Genomic DNA, 17,949 nt, shown 5'->3' with positions numbered 1-17,949 from the left:
GACCGCCGTCAGGCAACCATGCACCCACTATTTCAACAGGAAGAATGACAACCACCATGGCGGCGAAGAAGCGAGGCTTGGGCGAACGGGGACTGGGGGCACTGCTCCAGGGCTCGAAGGTGAATCTCAATCAGGAGATCAGTGATCACGATGGTGAACTGCGTGAGATCCCGGTCGACCTGATCCAGCGTGGTCGTTATCAGCCGCGCCGGGATATGGACCCCGCCGCTCTGCAGGAACTGGCAGACTCCATTCGTCAGCAGGGCGTGATGCAGCCGGTCGTGGTGCGTCCGGTGTCGGAAGGCCGTTATGAACTGATTGCCGGTGAGCGCCGCTGGCGTGCCACCCAGCTGGCAGAACTGGACCGTATTCCTGCTATTATCCGCGATGTCCCGGATGAAGCCGCCATTGCGATGGCGCTGATCGAGAACATCCAGCGCGAAAACCTGAACCCTATTGAAGAAGCCTTCGCCCTGCAGCGCCTGCAGGACGAGTTCGGCCTGACCCAGGCTCAGGTGGCCGAGGCGGTGGGCAAGTCCCGAACGACGATCACCAACCTGTTACGGTTGATCGGCCTGACCGAAGACGTAAGGGTAATGCTGGAGCATGGTGATCTGGAAATGGGCCACGGCCGTGCCATGCTTACCCTGCCACCGGAGCAGCAGATGCAGGTGGCCCGTCAGGTGGTCGCCAAATCGCTGTCGGTACGCCAGACTGAAGCCCTGGTGCGCCGGGTTCAGCAGGAAAAACCGGAAGACAAAGCCAGCGCCAAGCCGGCTCTGGATCCGAACATCCGGGCCTTGCAGGACGATCTGTCTGACCGGCTCGGTGCCCGGGTGGCGATCAATCATGGTAAACGGGGCAAAGGCAAGCTGGTGATTGAGTACAGTTCACTGGACGAGCTTGACGGCATTCTGGGCCACATCCGTTAATCGGCCCGATAAAACCTGAAAATCATCCTAAAGTCCCGTCTGGTGCCGGAAACACCACATGTGGTTGTGGTGATCGATGAGCAACACAACCTGTGTAAAACTTCAGGTTTCGGCGGCAAAACCTGCTCACTTTTTCGCCAATTTTTCCGTGCGGTTATGTTGAACACCTATCGGTTAACACATATAATTCCGCGCGCTTGGAATGACAGCTGGTGATATGAACCGTTCTTCGAGAGCCATCACGTACGTACCACTTGGCAAGTGGTTGATTATAGAGATGGCGGTTCTGCTGATTCTGAGCCTGTTGTGGCTGTTGGAAAGTCGTTTGGCCGGGTATTCCGCACTTGTTGGCGGTCTTATTTTTGTCATACCAAACGCGTACTTTGCTCACCGCGCGTATCGATATCAGGGTGCCCGACAGATGCACCTGGCAGTGAGCAACATATTCAGGGCTGAAAGCATCAAGCTGGCCCTTACCGCAGTGTTTTTTGCGGCCGTTTTCACTTTAATGGAGCCAGTCCACGTACCGGCTCTGTTATTCACTTTTGCTGTGATGGTTGTGTTGGGTACGGCATTGCGCTGGCTCATCCGGCCGCGACCACAGCGATGACTGGACGAGAGCAGTATGGCAGCTGATACCCCAGTAGAGTATATAAAACACCACCTCACCAACCTTACCTATGGCAAGCTCCCGGAAGGCTATGAGCGCGCGGATGGCAGTGTCGTGCAGGAGGCCACCTGGACCTTCGCACGTACCGGCCAGGAAGCCGCGGACATGGGCTTCATGGCTGTCCATGTCGATACCCTCGGCTGGTCTATCGCCATGGGTATTCTGTTCCTCGGTTTGTTCCGCTTTGTGGCCAACCGGGTTACCGAAGGCACACCGACCGGATTGCAGAACCTGGTCGAAATGACCTTTGAGTTCGTTCAGGGCATTGTGCGCGATGTCTTCCACGGCAAGAATCCGTTGATTGCCCCGCTGGCGCTGACGATTTTCGTCTGGATCCTTCTGATGAACGTCCTGAAGCTGATCCCGATCGACTACATTCCGTCTATCGCCCACGCGTTGGGGCTTGGTTACTTCAAGATTGTTCCGACCACCGATCCCAATGGTACCTTCGGTATCTCCATCGGTGTGTTCCTGCTGATTCTGTTCTACAGCTTCAAGGTGAAAGGCGTGGGTGGCTTTACCAAAGAGCTCGCCTTTAACCCGTTCAATCACTGGATCATGATCCCGTTCAACCTGCTGCTGGAGATCCTGGCGCTGATCATCAAGCCGATCAGTCTGGCGCTGCGTCTGTTCGGTAACATGTACGCTGGTGAAGTTGTCTTTATCCTGATTGCGCTGTTGCCGCTGTGGGTTCAGTGGACGTTGAACGTTCCCTGGGCGATCTTCCACATTCTGGTTATTCCGCTTCAGGCCTTTATTTTTACGGTGCTTACTGTGGTTTACCTCAGCGCGGCACACGAAGATCACTGATTAACCCTTAAATAAACAAACCCTTAACTATCTGAAAAAACTGAGGAGTCTTCAATGGAAATGGTATTTATCGCAGCTGCGTTGATCATCGGTCTGGGCGCTCTGGGCGCTGGTATCGGTTTCGGTCTGCTGGGCGGCAAACTGCTTGAGTCCACTGCCCGTCAGCCGGAAATGGCCAACCAACTGCAAACCAAAGCCTTCATCATGGCTGGTCTGCTTGACGCGGTTCCCATGATCGGTGTTGGTATCGCGATGTACCTGATCTTCGTTGTTGCTGGTTAATTAAACCGAGAGCTGTGGGCGCCGGCTGAGGTCGCGCCCCTCCTTCCGGAAACCAGGACGCAACGAATAGCAAGAGGTATATCGCCGTGAATATAAACCTTACGTTGATAGGGCAATCGATTGCCTTCGCTATTTTCGTCTGGTTCTGCGTCAAATATGTATGGCCGCCGATTACGGCAGCCATGGAAGCGCGCCAGAAGAAAATTGCAGATGGCCTATCCGCGGCCGATCGGGCATCACTCGATCTCGAACTGGCCCAGGAAAAAGCCACCAAAGAACTGCAAAAGGCGAAAGAAGAAGCTGCAGCCCTGATTGACCAGGCCAACAAGCGTGCCGCCCAGATTGTGGAAGCCTCCAAAGAGGATGCCCGCAAAGAAGGCGAAAAGCTTATTGAGCAGGCCAGGGCGGAAATTCAACAGGAGCGTGTTCAGGCTCGCGACGCACTCAGAGCAGAAGTGGCCACCCTGGCCGTTGCCGGTGCCGAGAAGATTCTGGAAACCTCTGTAGACGCCAAAGCTCACAGCGAGATGCTGGAAAAGCTGGCCGCAGAACTCTAAACGAGGGTCATCATGGCAGAACTTACAACGTTAGCCCGACCCTACGCGAAGGCCGTTTTTGATGCCGCGCAGGACCAGAACGCCGTTGATCAATGGGATCAGGCTCTGGCTTTTGCCGCTCAGGTTGCGGCTGACCAAGAGGTAAAGAACATCCTGGCCAACCCCGGCCTGTCTGAGCAACGCAAGGCGGAACTCTTCGCAGAGTGTTTTGAAGAGCCGCTGCCTGAAGCACTCAGAAACTTCCTGTTGATTCTTGCTGAAAACAAGCGTCTGGCCCTGCTGCCGGAGATTTCTGCTCTGTTCCGTTTGTATCGTGCAGACCTCGAGAAGTCTGTACACCTGACAATCGATACCGCATTCGACTTGTCTGCAGACGAGCAGCAGAAACTGATCGACGCACTGTCCAAAAAGCTGGAGCGCAAGGTCGAACTCGAGACCACCGTGGATCAGTCCCTGATCGGTGGCGTGATCGTACGAACAGGCGACCTGGTTATCGACGCTTCAGTCCGTGGCAAACTGGCCAGAATGGCCAGGGCTCTGGGCTCCTGATTTCAGCACAAGGTTTGAGGACAAAGGCATGCAGCAACTGAATCCATCCGAGATCAGTGACATCATCAAGAAGAGAATCGAGAAACTCGACATCTCTTCCGAAGCAAAAAACGAAGGTACGATCCTGTCTGTATCTGACGGTATCGTGCTGATCCACGGTCTGGCCGACGTTATGTACGGCGAGATGATTGAATTTGCCAACGGCACATACGGCATGGCGCTGAACCTGGAGCGTGATTCTGTTGGTGCGGTTGTTCTGGGTGACTACGAAGGTCTGGCCGAAGGCCAGAAGGTACGTTGTACTGGTCGTATCCTGGAAGTACCCGTTGGTAACGAACTGCTGGGCCGTGTGGTTGACTCCCTGGGTAACCCCATCGACGGTAAGGGCGAGCTGGGCAACAGCCTGACCTCCCCGGTCGAGAAGGTTGCACCGGGCGTTATCGCCCGTCAGTCCGTTGACGAGCCGGTACAGACTGGTCTGAAAGCCATCGATACCATGGTTCCCATCGGCCGCGGCCAGCGTGAGCTGATCATCGGTGACCGTCAGATCGGTAAGACCGCGGTTGCCATCGACGCGATCATCAACCAGAAGCACACCGGCATCAAGTGTATCTACGTTGCCGTTGGCCAGAAGCAGTCTTCCATTGCCGCCGTTGTGCGCAAGCTGGAAGAGCACGGTGCCATGGACCACACCATCGTGGTTGCTGCTGGCGCCGCCGATCCGGCCGCCATGCAGTTCCTGGCTCCGTACGCCGGTACTTCCATGGGTGAGTTCTTCCGCGACCGCGGTGAAGACGCCCTGATCGTATACGATGACCTGTCCAAACAGGCCGTTGCCTACCGTCAGATCTCCCTGCTGCTGCGTCGTCCGCCAGGACGTGAAGCATTCCCGGGTGACGTTTTCTACCTGCACTCCCGCCTGCTGGAGCGTGCGTCCCGTGTAAATGCTGACTACGTTGAGCAGTTCACCAACGGCGAAGTGAAAGGCAAGACCGGTTCCCTGACCGCGCTGCCGATCATCGAGACTCAGGCTGGTGACGTGTCTGCGTTCGTACCGACCAACGTAATTTCCATTACCGATGGTCAGATCTTCCTGGAAACCAACCTGTTCAACTCCGGTATCCGTCCGGCCATGAACGCCGGTATCTCTGTATCCCGGGTAGGTGGTGCAGCCCAGACCAAGATCATGAAGAAGCTCGGCGGTAACATCCGTCTGGCCCTGGCCCAGTACCGGGAACTGGCGGCGTTTGCCCAGTTCGCTTCTGACCTCGACGAAGCAACTCGTAAGCAGCTGGAGCATGGTCAGCGCGTCACCGAGCTGATGAAGCAGAACCAGTACAGCCCGATGACCGTTGCGGAAATGGGTACCGTACTGTTCGCAGCGAACGAAGGCTTCCTGGACGATGTGGATGTCAACAAGGTTGTGAAGTTCGAAGCCCAACTGCTGGACTGGATGCGGTCCGAGCAGAAGGAACTTCTGGACAAGATCGGCCCTGAAGGTAACTTCAACGACGACATCACTGCCGGCCTCAAAGCTGCTCTGGAGAAATTCAAGACCACTCAGAGCTGGTAAATCCAAAAGGCCCGCCGTTGTGCGGGCCTGCTGGTCCATTTGAGTGTCTAACTTGAAAAGGCAGTGACATATGGCCGTCGGAAAAGAAATACGTAACCAGATCGGAAGCATCAAGAGCACGCAGAAGATCACGTCTGCCATGGAAATGGTAGCCGCGAGCAAGATGCGTAAGGCTCAGGAGCGTATGCAGGCAACTCGCCCGTACGCTGAAAAGATGCGCCAGGTAATCGGACACATTGCGAAGTCCAACAAGGATTACCGCCATCCGTTCATGCAGGAGCGCGAGGTCAAGCGGGTAGGCTACATTGTGGTCTCCTCTGATCGCGGTCTTTGCGGTGGTCTGAACACCAACGCGTTCAAGCTGCTCGTCAGAGAAATGCGTGAATGGAAACAACAAGGTATTGAGACCGATATCTGCGCTATTGGCCAGAAGGGTGCCTCCTTCTTCCGCAACTACGGCGGGAACGTGGTGGCAGCCGTGACGCACCTGGGCGATAGCCCGAGTGCAGATCAGCTGATCGGTAGCGTCAAGGTGATGCTGGATTCGTTCGTGGAAGGCAAGATCGACCGCCTGTTCCTGATCAGCAACGAATTCGTCAACACCATGACCCAGAGCCCGAAGGCGCTGCAGTTGCTGCCGCTGCCGGAAGGCGATGATGAAGAAATCGGTCACCAGTGGGATTACATCTACGAGCCGGATTCCCGTCCGATCCTTGACGGGCTGATGCCACGTTATATCGAATCCCAGGTGTATCAGGGTGTGGTAGAAAATCTGGCCTGTGAGCAGGCTGCCCGGATGATTGCCATGAAGAGCGCGACAGATAACGCTGGCAGCATCATTGACGAGCTTCAACTGGCCTACAACAAGGCCCGTCAGGCAGCGATCACACAAGAGATTTCGGAGATTGTGAGCGGCGCGGCATCTGTTGGTTAACGCTCACAGACCTACTGGTTTTATTGACTATCAAGATAACGAGGAACCGAGCATGAGTAGCGGACACATCGTTCAGATCATTGGCGCGGTTATCGACGTGGAATTTCCACGTGACTCCGTTCCAAGCGTTTACGACGCACTGCTGCTTGAAGGTGGCGAAACAACTCTGGAAGTCCAGCAGCAGCTGGGTGACGGCATTGTTCGTACCATCGCCATGGGCAGCACTGAGGGCCTGAAGCGTGGGCTGAAAGCAGAAAACACCGGCAAGCCGATCTCTGTACCTGTGGGTACACAGACTCTGGGCCGGATCATGGACGTTCTGGGTCGTCCCATCGACGAACAGGGCGACATCGGCGAAGAAGAGCGCTGGGCTATCCACCGCAAAGCACCGGGCTATGCCGATCAGGCAGCGTCTGCCGACCTGCTGGAAACCGGCATCAAGGTTATCGACCTGATCTGCCCGTTCGCCAAGGGTGGTAAGGTTGGTCTGTTCGGTGGTGCCGGCGTAGGCAAGACCGTAAACATGATGGAACTGATCAACAACATCGCGAAAGAGCACTCCGGTCTCTCCGTATTCGCAGGTGTTGGTGAGCGGACCCGGGAAGGTAACGACTTCTACTACGAAATGAAGGAGTCCAACGTTCTCGATAAGGTTGCCATGGTTTACGGCCAGATGAACGAGCCCCCTGGAAACCGTCTGCGTGTGGCCCTGACCGGTCTCACCATGGCTGAGAAGTTCCGTGACGAAGGCCGTGACGTACTGCTGTTCGTTGACAACATCTACCGTTACACCCTGGCCGGTACTGAGGTATCTGCACTGCTGGGTCGTATGCCTTCTGCGGTAGGTTACCAGCCGACCCTGGCGGAAGAGATGGGTCAGCTGCAGGAGCGTATCACCTCTACCAAGACCGGTTCCATCACTTCTATCCAGGCGGTCTACGTACCGGCGGATGACTTGACTGACCCGTCTCCGGCCACCACCTTCTCGCACCTTGACGCGACCGTGGTACTGAGCCGTGACATCGCTTCCAAGGGTATCTACCCGGCGATCGATCCGCTCGACTCCACCTCCCGTCAGCTGGATCCGCTGGTGATTGGTGAGCAGCACTACAACGTTGCCCGTGGTGTTCAGAACGTTCTGCAGCGCTACAAGGAACTGAAAGACATCATCGCGATCCTGGGTATGGACGAGCTGTCTGAAGACGACAAGCTGATCGTATCCCGCGCCCGTAAGATTGAGCGTTTCCTGTCGCAGCCGTTCCACGTTGCTGAAGTATTTACCGGTTCTCCAGGTAAGTACGTGTCTCTGAAAGAGACCATCGCGAGCTTCGAAGGCATTCTCAACGGTGACTACGACGACATGCCGGAGCAGGCGTTCTACATGTGCGGCGGCATCGAAGAAGCGATTGAGAAAGCTAAGGCAATGAAAGAGAAGGAAGGTAAGTAAGACACCTTTTTTCCTTTCTGACCCAAGAGGCGTATGAAATGGCTATGACCGTACATTGTGACGTCGTAAGTGCCGAGGAAAAAATCTATTCGGGCCTGGTGGAGATGCTGATCGCCACCGGTACCGAAGGTGAGCTTGGCATCCAGTATGGCCATGCTCCGCTACTGACCGAGCTGAAGCCCGGCGCAGTGCGGATCATCAAGCAGGGTGGCAGTGAGGAGATTCTGTACGTATCCGGTGGTTACCTGGAAGTACAGCCCAATCTGGTTACCCTGATGGCCGACACCGCCGTTCGTGCAAAGGATGTGGACGAAGCAGCGGCCCTGGAAGCCCAGAAGCAAGCCGAGAAGGCACTGGCGAACAAGACAGGCGAGTTCGAGTACTCGCGTGCTGCTGCCGAGCTGGCCGAAGCTGCCGCTCAGCTGCGCACCATCCAGAAGCTGCGCAAGCACCTGCGTTAAGCAGAGCCTGTGTCAGCGCCCGGACTGGCCTGACAGTGAACCGCATCCTCAGGTGGAGGGCCCGGTATTCCGGAAACGGAGTGTCGGCGATTCCACCGGGACGCGGTTTTTTCATTTATGGACGTTTTGAATACCGGAGCTGATTGCCCCATGAGCCCGTTACACGTTGTGATCCTGGCTGCAGGCCAGGGCTCCCGCATGAAATCCTCCCTGCCCAAGGTACTGCATCCGGTGGCGGGTAAAGCCATGCTGCACCATGTGGTTGATACCGCAAAACAACTGGGCGCGGAGAAAATTCACACGGTGATTGGTCACGGAGCCGATCAGGTTCGGGCGTCACTGGAAGACGACTCGGTGAACTGGGTGTTGCAGACCGAACAGCTGGGCACCGGCCACGCCGTGGCCCAGGCACTGCCGGCACTGCCGGATGATGCCCGGGTGCTGGTGTTGTACGGTGACGTCCCTCTGACTCGCAAAGATACCCTGGAAACCATGGTCGCCGACCTGGACGAACGGAATCTGGCTTTGCTGACGGTGGATATGGATAACCCCCACGGTTATGGCCGGATCGTTCGCAACGAACAAGGCCTGGTTCAGGCCATCGTTGAGCAGAAAGACGCGACCGCTGAACAGCAGCAGATTCAGGAAGTGAACACCGGCATTCTCGCGGTATCCGCCCGTCAGCTGAAGCAATGGCTGCCCGCTCTGTCCAACAGCAACGCCCAGGGCGAGTATTATCTGACTGACATTATCGCGATGGCGGTGGACCACGGCTTGTCAGTGACGGTTTCCCAGCCGCTGAATCCGTTTGAGGTTCAGGGCGTGAACAACCGCCTGCAACTGGCGGAACTGGAGCGCTGGTACCAGCGTCAGCAAGCCGAGCGTTTGATGACCGAGGGTGCATCCCTGGCGGACCCGGCCCGCATTGAGGTCCGCGGTGAGCTCATCATTGGCAACGACCTGTGGATAGACGTAAACGCGGTCTTTGAAGGCCGGGTGAGCCTCGGCAACAACGTTGTGATCGGACCCAACTGTGTGATCAAAGATGCCACTATCGCCGACGGTGCGGAGATCAAGGCCAACAGCGTGATTGAAGGTGCAGTAGTGGGTGCCAACGCCCAGATCGGGCCATTCGCACGTCTGCGCCCGGGCACTGAACTGGCCGCCAACACCAAGGTTGGTAATTTTGTCGAAACCAAGAAGGCCGTGGTGGGTGAGGGCAGCAAGATCAATCACCTCAGTTACGTTGGTGATGCCTCACTGGGCCGTAATGTGAATGTGGGTGCAGGTACCATCACCTGCAATTATGATGGTGTGAACAAACACCAGACGGTATTGGGTGACGGGGTATTTGTCGGCTCCAATACCTCACTGGTCGCCCCGGTGAACGTAGCGGAACAGGCCACCATTGGTGCTGGCTCGACCATTACCCGCGATATCAGCGAAGGGGAACTGGCGGTGGCCCGTGGCAAACAGCGCAACATCGCCGGCTGGGAACGGCCGAAAAAAGCGTAACCAACGATTAACGAACAGGTGATAACAGCATGTGTGGGATTGTAGGAGCGGTATCTGAACGGGATGTCCAGGGTATTCTGCTGGAGGGCCTGCGCCGCCTGGAATACCGGGGGTACGACTCCGCCGGCATGGCCGTCATCAATGGCCAGCACCTGGTGCAGCGAGCCCGGGAAGTTGGCAAGGTGGCGGCCCTGGCTGATGCCATTGAAGCAAACCCCCTGGCTGGTCACCTGGGTATCGCCCACACTCGCTGGGCCACCCACGGCGAGCCCTCTCAGGTAAACGCCCATCCCCATATGTCCGGCGAGCGGCTGGCCATCGTCCATAACGGCATCATCGAGAACTACCAGGAACTACGGGATGAACTCAGGGCCGAGGGTTTTGAGTTCACCTCCCAGACCGATACCGAGGTGGTCGCGCATCTGATCGAGAAATACTTCCGTGAACAGGGCAAACTCTACGAGGCGGTAAAGGCGGCCATTCAGCGTCTGCGCGGTGCCTACGCCCTGGCCGTTGTTCATGCCGATGAGCCGGATCACCTGGTGGTCTGTCGCGAGGGCAGCCCTCTGGTGGTTGGCGTCGGTATTGGCGAGAATTTCATCGCGTCTGACCAGCTGGCCCTGTTGCCGGTGACCGACCGCTTCATGTTCCTGGAAGAGGGCGATATCGCCGATATCCGCAAGGACAACATCCGCATCCACGATCGCAGTGGTCAGCCGGTGGAGCGGACCATTACCCGTTTTGAACACGGTGCTGACTCTGCGGACAAAGGTGAATACCGCCACTTCATGCTCAAGGAAATCTACGAGCAACCGAAAGTGATCAAGGCCACCATGGAAGGCCGGATCACCGACAGCCGGGTCCTGGAGCAAGCCTTGGGAACCGATGCGGCCAACCTGCTGGATAACGTCCGTCACGTGCAGATCATCGCCTGTGGCACTTCGTACCATGCCGGCATGGTGGCCCGCTACTGGATTGAGGAACTGGCCGGCGTGCCTTGTTCGGTGGAAGTCGCTTCCGAGTTCCGCTACCGCAAACACGTGATTCAGCCCGACACCCTGTTCCTGTGCATTTCCCAGTCCGGTGAAACCGCCGACACTCTGGCGGCATTGCGTCAGGCCAAACAGGCTGGCTTCCGCGCGGCTCTGGCCATCTGCAACGTGCCGGGCAGCTCGCTGGTGCGGGAATCCGATCTGGTCATCATGACCCAGGCCGGTCCGGAAATTGGTGTGGCGTCGACCAAGGCGTTCACCACCCAGCTGACCGCCTTGCTGATCTTCACCCTGGCGCTGGCGCGCCATAATGGCCTGAGTGAAGAGAAAGAGGCAGACATCGTTGCCGCCATTCATCAGTTGCCCAAGCAGGTGAGTGATATCCTCGCCCTGGATGCCGACATTGAAGAGATGTCCAAGGCGTTTATGGACAAGAACCACAGCCTGTTCCTGGGCCGCGGTTCCCAGTTCCCGGTGGCGATGGAAGGGGCCCTCAAGCTCAAGGAAATCTCTTACATCCACGCCGAGGCCTATCCCGCCGGCGAGCTCAAACACGGTCCGCTAGCCTTGGTGGACAGTGAAATGCCGGTAGTCACGGTGGCACCGAACAACGACCTGGTGGAAAAGCTGAAATCCAATCTGGAGGAAGTTCGCGCCCGTGGCGGTGAGCTGTTCGTGTTTGCCGACAAGGCGGCGGACGTGAAGCCGGAAGAAGGCATCCACGTGATGCAACTGCCGTCCGTGCACGAGATCACCGCGCCCATCGTGTACACCGTACCGCTGCAGTTGCTGTCTTATCACGTGGCGGTGTTGAAGGGTACGGATGTGGACCAGCCGCGGAACCTGGCCAAGAGTGTGACGGTGGAATAACCGGTCTTTCCCTTCCAGGTGTTTGAAAAGCCCGTTGCGCGCATCAGCCAGCGGGCTTTTTTCGTTCTCTCGGTGTTTTAAACGATTTCACAAATTAGATGCACTGTGTAACCAAGTGGTACTGGCTGAAAATCGCGCCCGCCACTATGATGCCTGTCCAAATTATGATCAACAGGATGGGTGTTTCCGATGAATGATCGTCTCCGATCAATGTTAGGCCTGGCCATTCTCCTCCTCATTACCTTCGGCTCGGCCTCTGCCCAGACGCTCGAAATTACCGATGGAAAGGAGACTCTGGTGCTGGATCGGGCACTGTTGGAGAGTTTTCCACAGTCAGTCATCGAGACCACCAGTCCTTACTACGACGGTACCGCCGAGTTCTCCGGCCCAACGCTGGCAAGGGTCATCGAGCATTTTGGCAGCACCGGGGCCAACGAGGTCACTCTGGTGGCTCTGAATGGCTACAAGGTGTCAGGGTCCATGAAGGAACTGATGAGCCTGGACGCCATTGTGTCCACCCGCCAGAACGGCGAGCCGATGAGCATCCGCCAGCGTGGTCCCTACTGGATCATGTTGCCGTTATCGGAGCGGCCTGAGCTGGACAGTGAGGATTTCCACCGTTACATGGTCTGGCAGCTCAACCGGATTGAACTCACGCAGGAATGAACAGCCAATCTGTTCTGGCGGGACTCTTCTCCCGCATCACCGTGGTCCTGTTGTTCTCCGTGGTGGGTGTCTTGCTGTCCGCCAGTTTTTACACCTATCTCCAGGATCGCAAACTGCAGAGTGTCTCGCTCAGTGCCCTGAGAATGGCGTCGTGGAACCTGGTTCGTCTCGGCAGCGAAGCAAGCGCCCTGGATAGGGAGTTGTCGCTGCTTGATCGCGGTGTCGGCGAGCCTGCTCAGGTTACCCTGAGGTACGACGTTCTCTGGAGCCGCTACGATTACCTCCTGACCAGCAAGGAGTCTGCGCCCACCCGAGAACACGACAACAATGCGGCTCGCCTGCAGGATCTGTTCACCCGTTTGCAGGCGCTGGAGGACCCTCTTACCCGACGCCTCGCCGGAGACCCTACCGGCTGGTCTGACGCCATGGCGGCATGGCATCGGCAGTGGCAGGACGTTATGCAGCTGGTTACCGATAACTTTGTGGGCGATGAAACCAGTCGGTTGATGAGCAGCGTGGAAGCCTCCCGGGACAGGCTGGCCAAGCTCCGGATACTGACACTGGTCGCCTTGGCGGTAGTTTTCGGCTATCTGGCGCTGGGAATGGCATTCCTGCGTAAGCAGTCAAAGACCGATCCGGTCACCGGGTTGCCCAACAGCCATTATTTGCATTCCCTCGGAGGCGTGGACCCTCGCGTCAGCATCATTACCTGCGCCATTCAGAAATACACGCTGGTGCTCAGTGAATATGGCCAGGAGGGCGCAACTTCGCTTACCCAGGCATTTGCTCGTAAACTCCAGCGCGAATTGTCGTCTGATGATCAGCTCATCCAGGTGTCGGCCAGTGAGTTTGTGATTCTACTGGCGCCCCTGGAGCCCGAGTTCGTTGAGTCTTCGGTCTACCAGCTGGTGTCTGCGACCCGCTTTGACTGGCGGATTGGCGATTCCGTCTGGCATGCCTCAGCCGTTTTCGGCGTGGCGCCGCCCTGCGCCGGAAAAGCAGGTGACTGGCAGATCCGCTATCAGCAGGCGCATCGTGCATTGGTCCAGGCCTCGGAGGAAAACCAGTCCTATTTCATTGACGGAGAAGCTCTGCGCCGGCGGATACTGGAAGAACGCCAGATTCACGCAGGTCTGCTCAGCCTGTTTAATGAGGAACCTGGTACGTTGATACTCCGGCTGGTCTATCAGCCCATCGTCAGTGCGTCCGACGTGAACCTTGTAACCGGGGCCGAAGTCCTGTTGCGCTGCGAACACGACAGCCTGGGATTCATCCCGCCCAATCGCGTGGTAGAGCTCTGCGAGCGCTATGGTCTGGGGGAACAGCTGGGTTGTTGGCTGTTCCGCAGGGTTGCCGCGGAAACCCGGCAGCTGTATTCCGGGCTCCGGTATACCGGCAACCTCTCGATCAACCTCAACCCAGCCATGTTGTCCATGAAGCTGATCGGAAACGTTGAACGGCTACTGCTCGAGCCCGGTATCCCCGCGGCGGCCTTATGCATGGAGATTACCGAGGACAACGCGGCTCTGGAGTTTGGCAACATCAATGATGTGATTGAAGCGTTGCATGGTCTCGGCATTACCTTTGCCCTGGACGATTTCGGCACCGGCCACTCGTCCCTGGAATACGTCCGGGAGCTCAAGGTCGACAGGCTGAAGATCGACCGTTGCTTCGTTGAGGGCATTGAGCTGGATGCCAACAAAGCCAGGTTCCTGGCATCCATTGTGTCGATGGCCAACCAGGCGTTCATGAAGAGCGTGATTGAGGGGGTGGAGAACGAGTCCCAATGGCAGCAAGTGGAGTCATTCGGGGATGTTCTGGTGCAGGGCTACTACGCTCACAAGCCGATGTCATTCAACGACTATCTGGGTTTGCTTCTGGATGCCAAAACGCGCTGGCCCACCCCGGATTCCGCTCGGGCAATTGCGGAGGTCCGGGTATGAAGCTGTCACTGCGAGTCCAGGCGGTCATTGGTATCGGCACCATTGAAGTAGCGATACTGGTGGTTCTGTTGTACTCCGTATTCCACTTCATGGATGGCTCTATCCACCAGGAGGTGGATCGCCGTGCTCAATCCATCGCCCGGGTATTGGCAGCCAATGCCGTTGATAACCTGCTGCTTGGCAATCGAGTGGGACTGCAGGATCTGGTCAGCGCCACTGCGCGTGCTGATGGCATCGAATTCGCCCGTATTCTGGATTATGAGGGCCGGCTGTTGGTGGAAGCGGGCTCTCCCGAGAGCTTGAAGCAGCCGTTCGAGCGTTCCCGCAGAGCCGAAGCACTTCCGGACCTTTACATGGCGAAGGCGGTGATTACCCAGGCGGGACTGGGTTATGGGTCGGTGGAAATCGGACTGGATTTATCCGGCCAGAAACGGGCCATGGCCGGAGCTAAGCGGAACAGCGTGATGATCGCCGGGCTTGAGGTGCTGACGGCCGCGCTGTTCTCCATGCTTGCCGGTCATTACCTGGTCCGGCGCCTACGCCGGATTCGTCGTTTTCTGAAGTCCGTGAACCAGGGGGATTACCTGCAACGCCTGGATGACCACGGAACCGATGAGGTATCCGACATTGCTGCCGAGATTGATCAGCTTGCGGATCGGTTGGTCTGGGAGAAAAGTACGCGGGACGCGCGCATTCATGAGCTTGAAGTACAGAACAAGCTGCTGCAGACCAAGCTGGCAGAACAGCTCCGAAAAGGTTGAAGGCAGAGCTATTCCTGATCTCCGGCCGGCACAGCTTTGGTGTCGTCTGTGTGGTCCAGACCGTTGAAGAACCGCACCTGATTCTTGCCTCTTTGTTTGGCCTGGTACATGGCGATGTCGGCTTGCCTTAGCAGTACTTCGGCATCAATATCCGGCACCTGTGGATAAAAACTGACGCCAAGGCTGGCAGAGACCTGAACGGTTCGTTCGAGCAGTTCGACCGGCTCCGACAATGCCGACAGCAGTCGGGACAGGATGGTTTTGCAGTCAGGCCCGGACGAAAGCTCCGGCAGCAATACCACAAACTCATCCCCACCCAGTCGTGCAACGGTGTCGCATTCCCTCAGGATGCCTTTCATTCTCCGGGCCAGTGTGACCAGGAGTTCGTCGCCGGTGGCATGGCCATAGGTGTCGTTAACGGCCTTGAAGCCATCCAGATCCAGAAACACCACGGCCAGTACATCCCCGTGCCGGCGGGTAGAGGCGACTGCGTGCTGAAGCCGCTCGCCCAGCAGCAGCCGGTTGGGAAGGCCGGTCAGAGGATCGTAGTGGGCAATATGACGAAGCTGTTCTTCGGTCTGTTTGAGATGGGAAATATCCGCGAACAGCGTGACATAATGCTCCACCTCTCCCTCCCGGCTGCGCACCGCCGCGATGGTCATCAGCGAGGGCAGCAACGAGCCATTCTGGCAACGTATCCAGTACTCACCACTCCATACTCCCTTGGCATCAAGCGATGCCAGCACCTGATGCCGAAAATCCCGGGAGTACTGGTCAGAGGCCAGGATATCCTCGTAATACTGCTCCAGAACGTGGTCCCGGGCGTATCCTGTCAGCGCGCTGAAGGCGGCGTTTACGTCCAGAATTCGTCCCTGTGCACTGGTCAGTACAATGCCTTCCCGGGCATGGCGAAACACACCCGCTGCCATCGACAGGCTGGCCTCCGCCCGCTTGCGTTCCGTAATGTCCTGATGGGTGCCGTACATAAGCAAGGGCTGGCCCTGGTCATCCCAGGATTGCACCTGGCCTCGGTCGAGAACCCAGACCCAGTGGCCGTCCTTGTGTCGCATCCGGGCCTCACATTCGTAATAGGCCAGCTCGCCGCGGAAATGCCGCTCCAGCAGCTCGGCGCTGCGCTGCAGATCATCCGGATGCGCCAGGTTCATCCAGGTGTCGATCGATACCGGCGCCAGTTCCTCCAGGGTATAGCCTGCGATCTCGGCCCAGCGTTTGTTGTAGACGGTTTCTCCCGTCTGGACATTCCACGCCCAGGTACCCGACCGGGTCCCGCTGATAATGTTCTCCAGCCGACTTCGTTCCAGCTTCAGTTGCTCCCGTGAGGCTTTGATGGACTCGAGCATGGTGTTGATGCCATCACTCAGCACGGCCAGCTCCCGATACTGGAACGGAGGCACGGGCTGAAGCGGAATACCCTCGGCATCCTTGTTTCTGAGCGCGTCATCGATGGCGACAATGGACCGGAAAACCGAACGGTGGAGCACCGTGCCGAGCAGAGCCGACAGGGTGAGCGCGAGAGCCAGAACCGTCAGCAGTTCCTCAAGCACTACCCGCTCCAGCTTCGCCATCAGCAGGTCATCGGAGGCGTAGATCCGGATCGTACCCAGTACTTCATCGTTGCCGCCCACTATGGGCGCACTGGCTTGGTAAAACGCCTGGGCAAGCTCATGCTGAACCGGTTGGGTGCGTTGCTGGAACAATCTGTATTGGCCGTTCTGTTGCCGCAGTTGGCCATACAGGTAGTAGGGCTGGCCGAGAATCCGGCCCATCTCATAGTCTTCGAGTATCACCGCGAAGTGTTGTTTCAGGGCCATCTCGGTGGCAATCAGGCTTTCGTATTCGTGCACTGAGTAGGATTCGATAAATGGGGCAATGCTCCGGCTCAGACGTTCAAGACTCTCGTGGACATCCTGTTCGATGCCCGCCGTAATCTCTGCCCGGGCGGTGCTGTAAACATACACCGCATGCAACAGAAATACGCCCGCGATAACGGCCACTACCAGAGACGTAGTGCGGCCCAGTAACGAGGGGTAACCAGAGGTGTTTGCGGCCACTTGTTTCATCATGGTTGCGACCGGTTACCCAGAACGTTGCGCTGGATGGTGGGCAGGAGTTGCTCCAGATTACCTCGATGTACCGGTAACACCGGCAGCCGCTGGACCTTTTCAACCGATGCACCCGACAGGTGCCGATGCATTGCCTCCACGGCGGTTTCGCCCATCAGGAATGGCTGCTGCATCCCGGCCGCCACGAGGTCGCCAGAACGGATCATGGCCAGAAACTCGGGTTCGGCGTCAAAGCAGATCAGCAGGATCTGGCCGGTTTTGCCGGATTCCCAAATGGCATCCAGCGCGCCCCGGTATCGATTGGAGCCCTGTAACCAGATGGCTCGGAGCTGTGGATTGTCCTGAATCAGACGTCGACTGAATTCATAGGTCTCGCGGTAGGAAAAGTCCGCTTGCTGGTAGATGCCGGCGGTGCTGACACCATGCTCCTCCAGGGCCCGCAGAAAGCCTTCGGTCCGGGCCTTGCCGTTGGCTCGCTTCTGGGGAATGGCGACAATCCCCACCGTCCCGTTCATCCAGCCCTTCTCGTCCAGAGCGGCAACCAACAGTTCGCCCAGATCGTAGGCGCCCTGGTCATTGTCGGATTCGATATAGCTCACATAGTTGTCCGACTTGGCGCCAATATCTGAAATCACCACCGGAATACCGGCTTGTTCTGCAAGCTTGAGAACCGTGACGGCGGCGGAGGATTGGGTCGGGGAGAGGATGATGCCGTCAACGCCGGAGTCAATCGCGGCAACGGTCGCTTCCAGTTCTCCTCGGGACAGGTTGTCGGCGCTGTGTACCGATAACTCATAGCCCAGTTCAGTAGTCGCCCCTGCAAAAGTAAAAACCTGAACAAAGGCAATGAGTTGGCCTGACTTCGGGGTATAATATCCATCATAAATCTCCCCGTTTCGTCCA

17 protein-coding genes are annotated in these 17,949 nt (G+C 57.3%); 15 read left to right on the top strand and 2 right to left on the bottom strand.

Annotated features, from left to right (window positions below):
- Positions 1 to 56: 56 nt before the first annotated feature.
- The 15 genes from ACSSVV_RS09680 (at position 57) to ACSSVV_RS09610 (ending at position 14,962) form a co-directional block, all read left to right on the top strand.
- Positions 57 to 932 (top strand): ParB/RepB/Spo0J family partition protein, encoded by an 876-nt coding sequence (locus tag ACSSVV_RS09680; RefSeq protein ID WP_023008489.1) that lies wholly within the window; start codon positions 57 to 59, stop codon positions 930 to 932.
- A gap of 277 nt (positions 933 to 1,209) precedes the next feature.
- Positions 1,210 to 1,542: an ATP synthase subunit I gene (locus ACSSVV_RS09675; RefSeq protein ID WP_454106161.1), complete on the top strand. Its 333-nt coding sequence runs from the start codon at positions 1,210 to 1,212 to the stop codon at positions 1,540 to 1,542.
- Positions 1,543 to 1,557: 15 nt separating this feature from the next.
- On the top strand, positions 1,558 to 2,412 hold the full coding sequence (gene atpB, locus ACSSVV_RS09670; RefSeq protein ID WP_141066692.1) for a F0F1 ATP synthase subunit A: 855 nt from the start codon (positions 1,558 to 1,560) through the stop codon (positions 2,410 to 2,412).
- A gap of 54 nt (positions 2,413 to 2,466) precedes the next feature.
- Positions 2,467 to 2,694, top strand: coding sequence for a F0F1 ATP synthase subunit C (gene atpE, locus ACSSVV_RS09665; protein WP_014423137.1), 228 nt, complete (start codon positions 2,467 to 2,469; stop codon positions 2,692 to 2,694).
- Between the two features lie 86 nt (positions 2,695 to 2,780).
- The gene (locus ACSSVV_RS09660; RefSeq protein WP_011787280.1) at positions 2,781 to 3,251 is read left to right on the top strand and encodes a F0F1 ATP synthase subunit B; all 471 of its coding nucleotides are present in this window, start codon (positions 2,781 to 2,783) and stop codon (positions 3,249 to 3,251) included.
- 12 nt (positions 3,252 to 3,263) lie between these two features.
- The gene (locus tag ACSSVV_RS09655; protein WP_011787279.1) at positions 3,264 to 3,800 is read left to right on the top strand and encodes a F0F1 ATP synthase subunit delta; all 537 of its coding nucleotides are present in this window, start codon (positions 3,264 to 3,266) and stop codon (positions 3,798 to 3,800) included.
- A 28-nt stretch (positions 3,801 to 3,828) separates the two neighbouring features.
- On the top strand, positions 3,829 to 5,373 hold the full coding sequence (gene atpA / locus ACSSVV_RS09650) for a F0F1 ATP synthase subunit alpha (RefSeq protein WP_011787278.1): 1,545 nt from the start codon (positions 3,829 to 3,831) through the stop codon (positions 5,371 to 5,373).
- A gap of 70 nt (positions 5,374 to 5,443) precedes the next feature.
- Positions 5,444 to 6,307, top strand: a complete 864-nt coding sequence (gene atpG, locus ACSSVV_RS09645; protein ID WP_011787277.1) for a F0F1 ATP synthase subunit gamma — start codon at positions 5,444 to 5,446, stop codon at positions 6,305 to 6,307.
- 52 nt (positions 6,308 to 6,359) lie between these two features.
- A complete protein-coding gene (gene atpD / locus ACSSVV_RS09640; protein WP_011787276.1) occupies positions 6,360 to 7,754 on the top strand; it encodes a F0F1 ATP synthase subunit beta in 1,395 nt (464 codons plus the stop codon).
- A 38-nt stretch (positions 7,755 to 7,792) separates the two neighbouring features.
- Entirely contained in the window at positions 7,793 to 8,215 is a 423-nt protein-coding gene (locus tag ACSSVV_RS09635) for a F0F1 ATP synthase subunit epsilon (protein WP_014423136.1), read from the top strand.
- Positions 8,216 to 8,365: 150 nt separating this feature from the next.
- Positions 8,366 to 9,730, top strand: coding sequence for a bifunctional UDP-N-acetylglucosamine diphosphorylase/glucosamine-1-phosphate N-acetyltransferase GlmU (glmU, locus tag ACSSVV_RS09630; RefSeq protein ID WP_454106160.1), 1,365 nt, complete (start codon positions 8,366 to 8,368; stop codon positions 9,728 to 9,730).
- Positions 9,731 to 9,759: 29 nt separating this feature from the next.
- Positions 9,760 to 11,592: a glutamine--fructose-6-phosphate transaminase (isomerizing) gene (gene glmS / locus ACSSVV_RS09625; protein ID WP_023011880.1), complete on the top strand. Its 1,833-nt coding sequence runs from the start codon at positions 9,760 to 9,762 to the stop codon at positions 11,590 to 11,592.
- A gap of 189 nt (positions 11,593 to 11,781) precedes the next feature.
- Positions 11,782 to 12,258, top strand: a complete 477-nt coding sequence (locus tag ACSSVV_RS09620) for a molybdopterin-dependent oxidoreductase (RefSeq protein WP_223268740.1) — start codon at positions 11,782 to 11,784, stop codon at positions 12,256 to 12,258.
- Positions 12,255 to 14,201: an EAL domain-containing protein gene (locus tag ACSSVV_RS09615; RefSeq protein ID WP_022992597.1), complete on the top strand. Its 1,947-nt coding sequence runs from the start codon at positions 12,255 to 12,257 to the stop codon at positions 14,199 to 14,201. Before ACSSVV_RS09620 ends, ACSSVV_RS09615 begins: the two co-directional genes overlap by 4 nt.
- Entirely contained in the window at positions 14,198 to 14,962 is a 765-nt protein-coding gene (locus ACSSVV_RS09610) for a HAMP domain-containing protein (RefSeq protein WP_023011877.1), read from the top strand. The genes ACSSVV_RS09615 and ACSSVV_RS09610 overlap by 4 nt, the downstream gene beginning before the upstream one ends.
- Positions 14,963 to 14,970: 8 nt before the next feature.
- Here ACSSVV_RS09610 and ACSSVV_RS09605 read toward each other — a convergent pair whose 3' ends face one another.
- On the bottom strand, positions 14,971 to 17,046 hold the full coding sequence (locus ACSSVV_RS09605) for a diguanylate cyclase domain-containing protein (protein ID WP_454106159.1): 2,076 nt from the start codon (positions 17,044 to 17,046) through the stop codon (positions 14,971 to 14,973).
- A partial coding sequence (locus tag ACSSVV_RS09600; RefSeq protein WP_454106158.1) for a substrate-binding domain-containing protein occupies positions 17,043 to 17,949 on the bottom strand: 907 nt, incomplete at its 5' end. The genes ACSSVV_RS09605 and ACSSVV_RS09600, both read right to left, overlap by 4 nt.

Source organism: Marinobacter sp. MBR-105 (genome assembly GCF_053628895.1).
This window is presented reverse-complemented; position numbering and strand designations above follow the sequence as displayed.